At 51.9% G+C, this 13,493-nt stretch carries 10 protein-coding genes; 2 read left to right on the top strand and 8 right to left on the bottom strand.

Annotated elements, in window-relative coordinates; translation table 11 throughout:
- Window positions 1-78: 78 nt before the first annotated feature.
- Entirely contained in the window at window positions 79-894 is an 816-nt protein-coding gene (locus ACYQ8U_RS19765) for a metallophosphoesterase family protein (RefSeq protein ID WP_459947290.1), read from the bottom strand.
- Between the two features lie 543 nt (window positions 895-1,437).
- Here ACYQ8U_RS19765 and ACYQ8U_RS19760 point away from each other — a divergent pair.
- On the top strand, window positions 1,438-2,013 hold the full coding sequence (locus ACYQ8U_RS19760; RefSeq protein WP_459947289.1) for a lipid-binding SYLF domain-containing protein: 576 nt from the start codon (window positions 1,438-1,440) through the stop codon (window positions 2,011-2,013).
- A 133-nt stretch (window positions 2,014-2,146) separates the two neighbouring features.
- Here the strand turns inward: ACYQ8U_RS19760 and ACYQ8U_RS19755 are convergent, their stop codons facing one another.
- Complete coding sequence (locus ACYQ8U_RS19755) at window positions 2,147-3,079, bottom strand: diacylglycerol/lipid kinase family protein (protein ID WP_459947288.1); 933 nt, start codon at window positions 3,077-3,079, stop codon at window positions 2,147-2,149.
- A gap of 155 nt (window positions 3,080-3,234) precedes the next feature.
- Here ACYQ8U_RS19755 and ACYQ8U_RS19750 point away from each other — a divergent pair, with 155 nt between their 5' ends.
- Window positions 3,235-3,696 carry a hypothetical protein gene (locus tag ACYQ8U_RS19750; RefSeq protein ID WP_459947287.1) on the top strand — a complete coding sequence of 154 codons (462 nt, stop codon included), beginning with the start codon at window positions 3,235-3,237 and terminating at the stop codon, window positions 3,694-3,696.
- A gap of 122 nt (window positions 3,697-3,818) precedes the next feature.
- Here ACYQ8U_RS19750 and ACYQ8U_RS19745 read toward each other — a convergent pair whose 3' ends face one another.
- From ACYQ8U_RS19745 to metC, 6 genes are all read right to left on the bottom strand, one after another.
- On the bottom strand, window positions 3,819-5,723 hold the full coding sequence (locus tag ACYQ8U_RS19745) for a hybrid sensor histidine kinase/response regulator (protein WP_459947286.1): 1,905 nt from the start codon (window positions 5,721-5,723) through the stop codon (window positions 3,819-3,821).
- 2 nt (window positions 5,724-5,725) lie between these two features.
- Window positions 5,726-7,933 (bottom strand): HDOD domain-containing protein, encoded by a 2,208-nt coding sequence (locus ACYQ8U_RS19740; RefSeq protein WP_459947285.1) that lies wholly within the window; start codon window positions 7,931-7,933, stop codon window positions 5,726-5,728.
- Between the two features lie 379 nt (window positions 7,934-8,312).
- Window positions 8,313-10,652, bottom strand: a complete 2,340-nt coding sequence (locus ACYQ8U_RS19735; RefSeq protein WP_459947284.1) for an HDOD domain-containing protein — start codon at window positions 10,650-10,652, stop codon at window positions 8,313-8,315.
- 23 nt (window positions 10,653-10,675) lie between these two features.
- Window positions 10,676-10,969 carry a mercury methylation ferredoxin HgcB gene (gene hgcB / locus ACYQ8U_RS19730; protein ID WP_459947283.1) on the bottom strand — a complete coding sequence of 98 codons (294 nt, stop codon included), beginning with the start codon at window positions 10,967-10,969 and terminating at the stop codon, window positions 10,676-10,678.
- A 14-nt stretch (window positions 10,970-10,983) separates the two neighbouring features.
- Window positions 10,984-12,171 (bottom strand): mercury methylation corrinoid protein HgcA, encoded by a 1,188-nt coding sequence (hgcA, locus tag ACYQ8U_RS19725; RefSeq protein ID WP_459947282.1) that lies wholly within the window; start codon window positions 12,169-12,171, stop codon window positions 10,984-10,986.
- Between the two features lie 47 nt (window positions 12,172-12,218).
- The gene (metC, locus tag ACYQ8U_RS19720; RefSeq protein ID WP_459947281.1) at window positions 12,219-13,388 is read right to left on the bottom strand and encodes a cystathionine beta-lyase; all 1,170 of its coding nucleotides are present in this window, start codon (window positions 13,386-13,388) and stop codon (window positions 12,219-12,221) included.
- Between the last annotated feature and the right edge of the window lie 105 nt (window positions 13,389-13,493).

The following is a 13,493-nucleotide window of genomic DNA, read 5'->3' as shown; positions in this document are numbered from 1 at the left end:
AAGCGAGGATCTCATGCTGGGAAAGACAGCTTTCAGATCCTCCCGTCTCTCCTGTCGCACGGGAATTTACGATAGGTTTTATGATGCAGGAGTTTCTCGATCAGATGCCATCCATTCCCCCTGAATACGGACAAATACCTGCTCTAATGTTTTGGTAAAACATGTATTACGCCACTCTCTGGTTTCAACCGACAACCTTTGACGATCCCCACGAACTATTTTAAAACTATTAGGGCAATCTGCTTCCAGACGATTGGATATTGCCGTGCCTGCATGAGAGATAATCAGGCCATCGACGACATGGGTGTAGGCCAGATGGACATGGCCGCTGAGAATAATATCCACCCCCACTTTCTTCAGCCTGCTGATGGCCATATCGCGCCCTCCGATTACATGGCGGTATCTATACGCTTTCGGAATCCAAAAAGGATGATGCGCAGCAATCACCCGCAGGCGCTCGCCCGCTTCCTCGGCCAGATATTCGGCAATGGCGGCGATCTGCCTGCTGTTGACACGCCCCCGCGACCAATCGAAGTAATATCCCGATCGCCGCACCGTGTTGACGCCGATGGCGATAGAATTTTTATCGCTGACTATAGGCTCAAGGGTATTGGCGATATGGCGGTGCCATTTTTTCCAGGGAGTGAAAAACCGCTCAGGAAGGTTGTCCGCCGAGATATCGTGATTGCCGGCAATAACCAGAAAAGGCCACTGCAAACTATCAAGAAACGCTCTTGCGGCGAGAAATTCGCGGGTACGGGCACGTTGCGTCAGATCGCCACTTATGACGACCAAATGTGGTTCGATGTCTTCAAGAGCGTGCAGCAGGCCAACGACAAGATGGGGGTTTGCACGGCCAAAATGCAGATCCGAAATATGCGCTAGAGTGACCATATCTCAAAAACCGTGGTGGGGGCGTAGATTCAATTCGACAGAGAGGTTTTTACCAATCTACCTCTAACAGGCAATACATACAAGCAGCAATGGTCAGGCCAGACAAGAGAGAAAAATGAGAATGGACGCAACATCCCGGTATCAAGACCTTTTACAACAACTGGCCAGAGGTCTGTACATCAGATTCCACTCTCTTCGGAAATCTGTCTTGCCGAATAAGACTCTATGCTGGTGCTGAAGAAAGAAGTAGTCCGTGTCTGGTGTAGCTGATCTCCATCGGACGGATAATCCAGTGGTACAGGACTGTTGCCCAGGAAGACGATCTGATGTTTTTTTCTGCTGGGAAACCGAAGGGTTACAGAATTATAGTGGTATTGCAACCGTTCACACTATTTAATTCTTAATGGCACATTTTTTGCTATAAAAATTAATATGGTTGTCAAAACGTTGAGCCCATCGATTTGGGCCAGGAGGGGGTGTCACTCTTCACTATTGGGTAAAAACATAGACGGAAAAACCCATAATCTTCAAAGGAGAATAAAAATGAAAAAGATATTGGTGTTATTAATCGTTGGTTTAATTTTTCGCATATCGACTCCTGTAGTCGCTGCTGAGGTGAAGGACTATTCGAGTACCATCAAGGTGTTTAAAGATTCACCCGCGGTGACCAAATTTTTCGATAATTCCTATGGATATGCAGTCTTTCCACTTATCGGCAAGGCAGGATTCGTGGTTGGTGGCTCCTACGGCGAAGGCCAGGTTTACCGTGGTGATACGGTCACCGGGAGATCAACAGTGATTGAGGGATCGATTGGATTCCAGATGGGCGGTAAAGCTTTCAGTGAAATAATATTCTTCCAGGACAAGCGGACGTACGATGAATTCACCAGCGGTGATTTCGAATTTGACGCCACCGCGCAGGCGATCGTAATAACCGCGGGGGCCGAAGCCAAGGTCGGAACTGGCGGTGTTGGAGCCGGTGCAACCGCCGGTCCTAAAACCGGGGTCCAGGCTGAGACCGACTATGTCAACGGTATGGCTTCTTTCGTGCATGCAAAGGGTGGTCTTATGTACGAGTTTTCACTCGGCGGGCAGAAATTTACATTTGAACCTCTGTAATTTTTCTTAAAGGGACCCAGCACCAGCGATCTGTGCACCACCGGATTTGCCCGGCATGATTGCCGACTGCAATGGGTCCCTTTCTTACCGCATCCCTCAGCTGCTTTTGCTGCGTAACGGTATAATTCTCCGACTATTTTCGGCGATTATTTTCCTCGCCGGGAACCGCGACCATGATTTCTCCAGGTGCGAAACGATATCTGAGTGGTGCACGAAGCAGGACTAATTCTCCATCCAGAGCGACATTAATCCGGCTCCTTTGCCGGCGAAAATTCAGCTCGATAGTGTCAGTTACCTGAGTTTCAATACGTCGTTCCTTCTGCCACGGATCTTCTCCTAAAAATAATGATTTCATAATAAGAATAAATGCCTCAAAGGTAGTGCCGCAATCAACTGCAACAAGGTGCAGGCCCTGTCGTCCTTGTTCTTTTACCTGCCCCAATGCCGGGAAACCTAGTTCACGCTCCCCCACACCAATAAACACCAGGGGGGTTTTCAACTCCTTACCAGCAAAATTCACCAGAACGCGTCTGAATTTCAACAACCTGCCAAATCCTGCAATGATTGATGCCGGAAAATAATGCATACGGTTTTGCAGATAGTTACGACTGCGCACAAATACAGGATATGCCCCGACGGAACTGGTGTTGATAAAAAGCAGCTCATTGACGTAAGCAACATCTACCGGCCGCGCCTGGCCATGCAATGCCACATCCAGTGCCTCAGCAGGATCATTCGGTATGCCGACACGTTGCGCGAAATGGTTCAATGTGCCGCTGGGTATCACCGCAAGTTCCGTTGTTTTCCCGGCAAGCTGTGATGCGACGAGCGCTATTGTTCCATCCCCTCCGCTGACCAGCACGCGCTTGGTCTTTTGCTGGACAGCCATTTTGATTACTTCTGCCATTTTTTCAGGCGATACCGCCTCCGTCTTGATGCGGCCGTCATTTTGTATCTTTTCCAATGCCTTGACGGAATTTCCTGAGTCAGGATTAAAATACAGCGGGACAGGATTTTTGAAGTCTGCAGATCTTCCACTCTCTCCGCTGTCATTTATGCTTTTCATAACTTTCATGACCAATGATTGTTGAAACTGTTCTCAGCCGATTTCCGAAACATCCCTTGTATGGTTTTCTCCTGGTTGCCTGGCGGCTTTTCTTTTTCAGGCACAGTGTTTACAATACTACGACCACTTAAAGAAAACCAGCAACGGAGGTGAGTATGAAAAACATACTGCATGAAAAGATACTGTATGGGATGATCGGCAAGACGGCTGTTTTGTCTCTGTTTCTCCTCATAGCATTCGGGCTGGTCGGTTGTGCCGGGGTGGGACGGCTTGTGCCGGTTGATGAGCGGATTCTGTTTGATGGAACGGGTGCCGGTCAGGGGAGTTACAGGCAGGGCGGTTTGACGGTGGTATACAGTTATCGCCTGGCGCAAGGCAATATAACTGTGGCTGGAGAGGTTGATTATAGCTGGGGCGTTGATTCACTCGATGTTCGCCTGCGGTTCCTTGATGCCGCCGGGATAGTATTGCAGGAGAAGATCGTCGCTTCTTCCGGATATCGTGTTGCCGATTCATGGAAGACAGTGCGCAGTTTTCAGCAGACCATGGCTGTACCGCCGGGGGCTGCCGGTATATCTTTTAGCTATTCCGCGCAACCACGCAGAAGCCATCAATAATCATGACGGACAAGGAGTATGTGGCCGCCGTGAAAAAAAGATTTCCGACTCTTGTTTCGTCTTTCGAGGGCTCTTTTTTCTCGTGTCATCAATAAACCATCATCCTCTCCAGGAACATCGGATCAATTGCAGGCAAGTGACTGCTTGACAGCCTTGCCGATCTTGGAAATTGTCACCGGTTTTTCAATAAATTCGGAGACACCAAGTTGTTTTGCTTTGTTAATCTCTTCACTCCTGGCATAGCCGGTGATGACAATTGCTTTTTGCCGGGGATGGATGCCGAGCATTTTTTCATATGTTTCCCGCCCGTTAAGCCCATCACCCATCATCATATCAAGCAAAACAAGATCAACTGGTTGTGATTGCAGAAAAGCAATGCCCTCCTCGCCGCTGGTGACCGAGTAGGTGACATAGCCCATTTTCTGCAGAGCTTTACTGATAATTTCGTTTTGTTCCAATTGATCGTCAATGAGCAGTATGGTTTCACCGTTGCCCCTAAAGGAATCCGCTGTCGGGATATCCTGCACCGGGCAGACCGCGTCATGGCTGGCGGGCAGAAAAATCTCAAAAATTGCCCCGGGATTGTTGTCCCTCGCCTCGATCCAGCCATTATGATCCTGGACAATATTCCAGACAATTGACAGGCCAAGACCGGTACCGCTTTTGCCCATCACCTTGGTGCTATAAAAGGGATCGAAAATATAGTCGATATCCTCCTGCCTGATGCCCGGGCCATTATCCGAAATGGTCAATTTGATATAATCACTTGCCTGTGCTCCAGGTTCATCTAACGCCAGGGGATGCAGGAAGGTACAGTTGTCGGTTGATATATCAATGATGCCTTTTTCACCAAGTACCTCCAGTGAATTGCCGATCAAGTTCAACAGAATTTTGTGCAGGTGCGGTTCTGAACAGCAGGTGTTGTACAGATTTTTATGCAGTTTGGTCTGGATGACCGCCTGGGGGAAGTTTGCCAACCGTTCAAGGTGTTCGAGCGAACCGAGATGACAGCGAATAATATCGTTGATATTTTCCACCGTCTTTGGCGAAGCGCCGCCCCTGGCGATGGTCACCAGATCAGAAACGACGGCTGCCGCCCGCTTACCGGCCGCCTGTATTTTCTTGATCTGTTCATAATACTTGTCGGATTCCTTCATCTGCAGCAGCAGGAGGTCTGGATAACTGACAATTCCCGACAGGATATTGTTCAGGTCATGGGCAACGGATCCGGCCATTAATCCCAGGGCGCTGAGCTTGTTGGCTTTGGCCAGCTTCTTCTGCAAGTTGAGCTTGTCTTCCATGGCCCGGACCCGTTCCGAGATATCCCTGATGACGCAAACCTGTCGTGGTTTTTTGAGATACTGTATTGGACGTGCCTTAATCTCCGTAAAAAACTCCGTACCGTCCTTGCGCATGCCGATCACTTCACAGTGGCCGTTGAGCTTCTGGTCAAGAAAAAGATTGGCCGTTTCCATGGAGGCCGGGGCAAATATTTCATGGAGAAACAAGCCCTGCAGCTCTGTACGGCTATAGCCGAACATCTGCAGAAACTGATTGTTTGCTTCAATAATTTTCAGGTCTTCGTGGATGACAATCCCTTCCCAGGCCGCCTCGGAGAGGGTCTCAAACCTTTGTTCACTGACCTGCAGTTCATTTTCGAGAGTATTGTGCCGCAGGGCCTTGCCTATGGTGCTTATGAGGGTTTCGTGATTGATTGGTTTGCGGAGAAAATCATAGGCGCCAAGTTTCATAGCCTTGACCGCCGTTTCAACGGTACTGATGCCTGTCAGCATGACGGCGGTGGTGGATATCCTGGAGGTCTTGATGAATTCTACAATGTTGCAGCCGCAGATATCGGGCAGTCCGACATCGAGGAGGGCCAGGTCAAATTGATTGGTTTTCAGCTGCTCGATGGCCTCTGTTCCGGTGGTTGCCTTGGTGCAGTTATAATTGAAATGCTGCAGGATAGTGTGCAGGCTGTCAATAAATCGTGGTTCATCGTCAACCAGAAGAATATTTGATTTCATGTCTATCGCATTCTCGTTTGCCTCAACTCATCCGGGGCAGAGCTGGGAAGAAAAATTGAAAAACTGGTGCCGTTTGTCGGACTGCTTGTACATGAGAGTGTGCCGCCGAGGTCTTTCACGGTTTTATGGACTATCGAAAGTCCCAGGCCCGAGTGGCCATTCGATTTTGTCGTGACAAATGGAGAATAGAGTCTGGCGGCTACCGATTCGGGCAATCCCGGCCCGGTATCCGCAACAATTATTTCAATTCCCTCCCCATCGACGAACCTCTTCTTGGTAGTTCGCCTTGTCGTCACTGTTATGCTGCCGCCGTCGTTCATCGCTTCAGCACCATTCTTGAGCAGGTTGATTAAAATCTGCTTAAGGGCGTCCTTTGCTGTTACTATGTGCGGAAGATTGTCGTCAGGCTGCAAGGAAATGCGGATTTCCGGCCTGGCGAAGTGGGCTGCTTTGATAAGCTGAATAATATCGGTAATGGTTGCATTGACATCAGTGAAGGCAACGCTGTATTTCGGTTCCTGCGAGAACAGGTCGAGTTGCCTGATCATCAGAGAGATTCGGTGGATTTCCTCATCAATGACGCTCAGCTCGTTTTTGATCTGTTGGTCATCTGCCAGCTTCAGTTGTATCGAGGTAATATAATTACTGATGATGCCCAGGGGGTTATTGATCTCATGGGCCACCTTTCTCGCAGTCAGCGATACGGCGGCCCTCCGCTCAGCCTCTAATTCGGCGGCTTGTTGTTCCTTCATTCTTTCCATCTGCAGGCAGAGTCCCGCCTGTTGGGCAACAACCTGCACGAGTTTGTGGTCATTTTCGGAAAGGGCATGCACCTCCTGTGGCAGGCCGAGGAGAATGACCCCCGCAGATGTATGATTGGCAATGAGCGGGACGAGAAGAACGGTGCTGCTTTGCAGGATGGTCAAAATTTGCATGTCGGCGAGATTGTCCATCGATTTTTCGGCGGTCAGATAGGCCATCGACATGTCATGGTAGGTTTTGACGATGAGGCTCGAGCTTTGTTGCAGGGTGAGGGTCAATCCCCGGCTGGTCTGCTGCAGACCGTTGACCGAAGACGTCTGTCCCTTGAGCAGGATGTTCTTCGGATCGGTTAAGAAAAACAGGACCTTGTCTATATTGAAGAGAATATGCATGGCCTGCTCGCATGCGGCAATAATCCCCTCGATATCTCCGGCCTGGCCCAGGTTGAGAAGAAAGTTCGACAGCAGGGAAACACTTTTTATCCGAGCCTTGAGATCCTCCTGCAAGGCCTCTTCTTTATCCTCAGTCTCCCCGGCAACAGCAGTTCTCTCCGATTGCCGGGCAGCAGATATCGCTGGAACATCGTCGGCCTCGGAGGGCTTCTGCACCACGATTTCCAGATCGGCGGCAATCTGTTCGACCTCTTCCTCCGCTCCTTCGACTATTGCCTGCATATCGGTGCGCTGCAGTCCGCTCAACAGGCCGTCGATATCAGGTATGCTCTCTATGTCGTTGCTATGTTCACCCAGAAGATTGGCGAGATAAACAATCTTGACCAGAGGAAATGCCTCTTTGATTTTTTCCAGCGGCTCATGGTGATACTGTACGGCGTCGGCCATCAACGAGCTCATGTGCCATTGCTGTATCAGCCAGGAACCGATTTCGCAATGGGTCACCCCGAGTTGTTGCGTCTCGGCCCATAAGGTATTGAGGCCATCCTCCGGGTGGGCGAGGATTGATTCATGCTCCTTGGGGAAAGTCGAAATCAGCAGCAGCCGGCCGATATTATGGAGAAGGCCCGAGAGATACGCCTCATCCATGCCGGTAAAACCGATTTTCTGGGCAATTCGTCTGGCCAGGGTGGCACACATCAATGACTGGTACCAGAACACATTGAAAGTAAAACAGCCGACTTTTTTAAATCGTTTTCGATCAAACACCTGGTGCACCGACATGGTTACCGCGATGTTTTTAAGAGTATTCGCGCCGAGATAAACGACCGCCTGTTCCATGCCTTTAAAAGAATAGCGAAAGCCGTAATATGCCGAATTAACGAGTTGCAGGACTTTGCAGCTCAGGACGGGATCTTTGTTGATGATGGCGGCAATATCAGACATCGGGGTGTCATCATTGTCGCACGCGGCCAGTAACTTGAGGAGAATTGCCGGCAAAGTCGGCAGATTGCCGGACTGCTGTATGCGGGAATAAACGTTATCCTTGCTGCTCATTGACTCCGACCTGATAGCACTTATTTTGGCTTGTTTCCCGTTTACCGGGGCTGGATGTAAAAACGACCGAGGTCGAGAGTTTGAGTGCCGTATCGTACATTCCCCCTCAGATAAGGAACAGACTGCAAGATGTACTGGAAAATCGTTCCTTTTCCCGGGGCAAGACCAAACCGAATCCTATGATAATTTTTAATCTATTCGCTCTAAAAAACGATAATACTCACAGCCATGCAGGTAGTACCATGCAGGTAGTATGATAATGAGTCTGATTCCTGTTACCATTTTTAAAAAATTATCAATAACCTTTTATTGACAAAGTGTATATGCAATGTCGGGTGTTTGTCAAGAAAGGCGATCGGTTTTATTGTCGGGGATTTTTTTAATCTGCTACCCTGCATAAGATTTTAGCCGCCTGAGCGCCGAATTGCTCCAGTCGATGACGCAAAGAATCGATCTTTACCCGTTGGTTTTTTTGCAGGCCAAACACGATAATACCGTGGTTCATTCCTTCGGTAATCATCGGTACACAGACACATCCATCGGTACCAAGAGCTCGAAATAACTGCTGATCGGCCAGGGAAAGCACGTCGCTGTCTTCGGCAGGCACGCTCTTTAGTTCTCTGGAAAGAAATGCCTGTACCACCAGGCTTTTTTCCCATTGTAAGGAAAATTGCATATCGGCAAGCGTGTCCCAGCCCAAACAGCCGGGATACCCTCTCCCCTGTAACACCCCGAGCCGGCGATCCGGCAGCAGGCAAAGGGCCGGTTGAATACCAAGGAGAATATCGCAGGCAGAAAAAAGACCGCGGATGATTTCCGGAAGTGTTTTGGCAACGGGTGTGCCGGGCAGCGCACTCTGCAGCAGGGCATAGTCCCTTGCCTGCTGCCGAAAACGGCTGTCGGTCTCTGCTCTTTTGTCGTCGTCCGGTTCCGCGGCAAGTGGAATATCGAAACGGTCGGCAAGCTGCCGTGTTTTTACCGCCGCATTGGCAGTCAGGTTGTGCAGTTGATCGCCGGAAAGTTCAAAAAGTGTCTCGCTCAGCTTTTCTGCCTGGCCCTCCCCGACCGGCGAGTCAGCCAGTCGGCTGGCCAGGAAGACTATCTGCACCAGGCTGAAGGCCGTGACAATTCTCGACCAAGGCTCGGCATGGTACTGGACGGCATCGACCAGAAAACCGTCCAGCTGCCAGGATCTGAGGGCTTTTGCGGCAATTTCGGCATGACTGGTTGTGAAGATCCGCCGCTCCATCTCGAGAAGTGGTGCGTCATGGCCGAAGTTCTCGCAAAATTGGCCATACACTGCCGGGTAATCGGTTTGCAGGGCCAGCCGGCCGATATCGTGGATGAGTCCGGCAATAAATGCCTCTTCAGGATAGGGATAACCGGTGATTTCGGCGATATTTTCGGCCAGAAGCGCGCAGGTACCGCTATGGGCCCAGAAGCCGGTGGTTAATTTGGCCGTTTCCACAGACATTGCCTGCTGCAAGCCCCTGTGCATGGCGGTGGTGCGCAGGAGGTTGGTCAGCACCTCCGGCCCCAGTTGCTCGATAATCCGCTGTCGCCTGGTTACCCGTCCGGTCCGGTCGGTGCCGGCGGCCGATCCATGCATCAGTTTTAAGGCCATGACCATGAGCACCGGATCGCTGCAGAAGAAATCGAGGAGTAGCTCCTCGGTCATTTTTCCTTGGGCCTGCAATGTCAGGGCCTTTGCCAGCAGGGGGGTGGGGATAGGAAGATCCGCGAGTGCAAAAATGCCATCCCCCGCAACAAAAGGGCTGATAGATTCCGCGGTGTTTTCGGGCAGCTTTTTCCCCTCCTCTGCCTGGTCGCAGCCTTCGCCTGCACTTGCCGGGCTGAGCAATTGAAAAGACCTTTTCGGTGTCTTTCTGCTGCCGGGGAGTTCCGGCAGCGCGAGATCCTGGAGGGCATAATCGAAATAACGTTGCCAGAACCCGTTGAGATCATCCCCCTGATGTAGACCTGCATTGCTTTTGAGAAGATTGGCGACCATTGCCCGGATACACTGGCAGGCAAGAGAGTCGGGATAGAGGAGCAGGGCCGGTTGTTGCCGGGTGATCGATGTCTCGATATTCGGGTCGTTGAGAATTATCCCGGCCGGACTCATATTGATTTTCAGGTGCCGGCTGACGACGTCTTTAAAACGCAGATAGGTCTCTTTCGCCTGGGGGATGCTGGGGCTCTTGTTGACGAGGATCTTTACTGTCCCGCTGTAGTTGTTGCAAGCCATCACCTTCAACAGGGCATAGGCGTCGGTAAGAGAGGTCGCTTCGGCGGTAATGACGATGATCGTCTGGCTGCCGGCAAGGCAAAAGGCGATGACTCCTCTGGAGATACCCGAAGAGGTGTCGATGAGGAAATAATCATAGCCGCGTATCTGGGCGAAGGCGGCGACAAGATCGGCAATGTCCTGCTGCGCCAGATTGGCGATTTTTTCAATCCCCGAACTTCCGGGGATGACATCTATGCCGAACTTTGTCGGCAGGATGATCTCGTTGAGATTTTTATCGCCGAAGATATAATCATCGAGACTGTTTTCCGGGTTGATTCCCAAAAGGATGTTGACATTGGCCAGTCCAAGATCCGCATCGAGGAGACAGGTCCGGTAATTGCGCTGGGCGAGTTCGATGGCGGCATTGACGCTGATATTCGTCTTGCCGACCCCGCCTTTGCCGCTGCTTATGACGATGGTCTGGGTCATGGTTCGTGCCTTTTCGTTAAAACTCAGCAGCCACAGCCGGAGGGCGTCTTGCCGAGAACCCTGGCGAGCCAGCTGTTGATGATATAGGCAGCACAGCCGCAGCCGTCATCCGGGTTGACATAGATGGCGTCCATCGGGCAGTTTGTCGCGCAGGCACCGCATTCCATGCAGGCGTCAGGGTCGATGATTTCGGCCTTGCCATGCCGCACTCTGAAGATACGGTGCGGACAGACCAGCTGGCAATTACCGCAGCCGATGCACTTTTCCTCCGACAGACGTAAAATTGCTGTTTCATCAAGATACCTGAAATCTTTCATACTTCATCTCCTCTTTACATAAAAGGTCCGGCCACCCAGAACAAAAGGGCCAGCGTTGCCGCAGCTATCTGCAGCGGCAATCCTCGGCGCAGCTCTTTTTCCACCCCGGACAGGGAGGTAAAGGGGGTGCAGCCGGTGAAGTTCATGGCGAGATAGGCGGAACACCCGCTGATCCACAGCCACAGGGCAAGCTGTTCAACCCCATGCAGCTTTGCGTCGGCGGTAAATAAAAACACCAGGGCGGCAAGACCTCCGGCCAAGGCGCCTTTTACCCAGAACTGGCGCATGGGTATCCACGGCAGCAGCAGGGGCGTGAGCACCGCGCCGGCAAGGATTGCCGTAAGGGTGGCAAGAAGAAGCGTGGTGCTTCTCTCAAGGCCCACGGCAAAGGAAAACACCTCCGGCGAGATCCCCGACACCAGGAAAAAAACAGTCAGGGCGATGAGCAGTTTTTTCCACAGCATGCAGACTTCCAGCGGGATGAGTACGGCCCGTTCTTTGAGGGAAAAGGTTACCGTGCGCATCGCTTCATCCTCTTTGCCCTGCAGGAATTGCGATAATTTCGAGGCGAGAATCGGCCCGAAACGACCGGTAAAGCCGCACAGTTTCTTCAGCTCACGGACGGCCACCCCGGGGGCGGCAAGCTGGGGCAGGATCAACTCTCGATGGCTGACCAGCCGGTCGAGCCGGGCATTTTGTACCTGGTAGGCAATTTCTTCCGCGGTAAAGGTCTTTTTGCCCGCCGCGCACCAGACATTGATGCCCCGAGTATCAATGACCAGAAGCCAGACGGGGATGTCGGCGAGTTCCTGGCGCAGCGCGTCAAAGGTCAATTTATAATTGGCGGTGACCAGAACCGGGGCGTTCTGATCCGGAGTGCCGATACAGTAGAGACCGGGGGTAATGCTGTAATTATTTCGGGTAAAGCCGGTTCTCGCCCCGAGGGTGCCCAGACGATCGCCGATGGACAGAGAGGTGGCAATCCGCGGAACCGGGCCGATCGGCGTATTGATAAAGTCGTCAACAAAGGGATAAATAACATAACCGGCACGAGCGTATCCACTGGACCGTGGAGGCGGTTTCGGGCCTCAACAGGGGGCGTCGGGTACCTCGGTCGGCGCCTGCAGGGGCTTTGGCGGGCAGCAATCACGCTGGTCGATGCGCGGCAGGGGGACAAGGTGCAGTCCTGGCGTTTCAGTCACGGTTAACCTCTTTGGTATATTTCATCAGTATAAGAGCAGGTCTTTCATCAGGTCTTTTCTATAAGCATGGCGAAACCTTTGGCAAGATCGTCGATGAGCCTGTCGCAGTCTTCCAGGCCGATACTCAGGCGGACAATGGTTTTGCCGTCGTAGCGCGACGGGATGGTCCGCTTGATTTTGGCCGCGGTAAGCAGACTTGCATAGCCGCCCCAGCTGTAGCCCAGGCGGAATAGCTGCAGCGAGTCGATAAAGGCGGCAAGTTGGTCGTCGGCATAGTCCTGGTGGAAGGTGAAGGAAAAAAGTCCCGAGGAACCTTGAAAATCGCGCTGCCAGAGATGGTGTTCCGGATGGCAGGGCAGGGCGGGGTGGAGAACATTGTCGACGATCGGCACGGTCTGCAGCCACCTGGCGATGGTCAGCGCCGACTGTTGGTGTTGTCGCAATCTGGTAGCGAGGGAATGCAGGCCGCGCAGGGCCAGATAACATTCCTCTCCCGGGGTATAAATTTCCATCAGTTTGTAAAAGCTGTCGAAGGTATGGCTGTACTGCTCATTGACTGTCACCGTTCCGGCCAGCACATCGGAATAACCGGAAATATATTTGGTCACCGAATGGATGGAGACGTCGACGCCGAGGGCAAAAGGTCGCACATAGAGCGGTGTGGCCCAGGTGGCATCGAGCAGGGTGACGATATTTTTCTGCCGGGCGACGGCGGTGATTGCCGGAATGTCCTGGATTTCAAAGGTAATTGAGCCGGGCGATTCAAGCAGGATCAACACGGTATTGGGCCGGATATACTCTGCAATATCCGCCCCGACGTTGGGTGGTATCAGGGTAAAGTCGATATTGAATTTTTTCAGTACCTTTCTGCAGAATCGCTGACCCGGGCCGTAGGCGTTATCACAGACCAGGATATGATCGCCGCTTTTGGTAAAGGCCAGCATCGCGGTCTGGATGGCGGCAATGCCCGACTGGAATACCCTGGTCACTGCTCCTCCTTCGAGCTGCCGCATCGCCTCTTCAAATTGCCGCTGGGTCGGCAGTCTGTCGGTGCCGTAGGTGATGCCCTGGTATTCGTGGCGGCCGACCTTGAGCATCTCGCCATAGGTATCGAAGAGGACGGTTGAACCTTTGTAGAGGGGCGGGTTGATGGTGGTCGCCGTGCTGTGGTCCCTTTGCCGCCAGGTTTTGGCGAGAATCGCGGTGTGATCTGTCATTTCGCCCGGTCCTGCGGGCCTGCTTGAAACCATTTTCTTGCCGGTTGTCATGGTAAAATTCTCTTTTAAAATGTGATGGCGTCGTAAAAACTGTTCATCTGCCAT

It is taken from the genome of Desulfocastanea catecholica, assembly GCF_054657295.1.
The sequence above is the reverse complement of the archived record's forward strand: the minus strand, read 5'-3'. Positions and strand labels throughout refer to the sequence as shown.

Excerpts from the sequence above, each read along its gene's own strand:
- ACYQ8U_RS19765 (WP_459947290.1), bottom strand. The coding sequence starts at position 894 with ATGGTCACTCTAGCGCATATTTCGGATCTGCATTTTGGCCGTGCAAAC.
- ACYQ8U_RS19760 (WP_459947289.1), top strand. The coding sequence starts at position 1,438 with ATGAAAAAGATATTGGTGTTATTAATCGTTGGTTTAATTTTTCGCATA.
- ACYQ8U_RS19755 (WP_459947288.1), bottom strand. The coding sequence starts at position 3,079 with ATGAAAAGCATAAATGACAGCGGAGAGAGTGGAAGATCTGCAGACTTC.
- ACYQ8U_RS19750 (WP_459947287.1), top strand. The coding sequence starts at position 3,235 with ATGAAAAACATACTGCATGAAAAGATACTGTATGGGATGATCGGCAAG.
- ACYQ8U_RS19745 (WP_459947286.1), bottom strand. The coding sequence starts at position 5,723 with ATGAAATCAAATATTCTTCTGGTTGACGATGAACCACGATTTATTGAC.
- ACYQ8U_RS19740 (WP_459947285.1), bottom strand. The coding sequence starts at position 7,933 with ATGAGCAGCAAGGATAACGTTTATTCCCGCATACAGCAGTCCGGCAAT.
- ACYQ8U_RS19735 (WP_459947284.1), bottom strand. The coding sequence starts at position 10,652 with ATGACCCAGACCATCGTCATAAGCAGCGGCAAAGGCGGGGTCGGCAAG.
- hgcB (WP_459947283.1), bottom strand. The coding sequence starts at position 10,969 with ATGAAAGATTTCAGGTATCTTGATGAAACAGCAATTTTACGTCTGTCG.
- metC (WP_459947281.1), bottom strand. The coding sequence starts at position 13,388 with ATGACAGATCACACCGCGATTCTCGCCAAAACCTGGCGGCAAAGGGAC.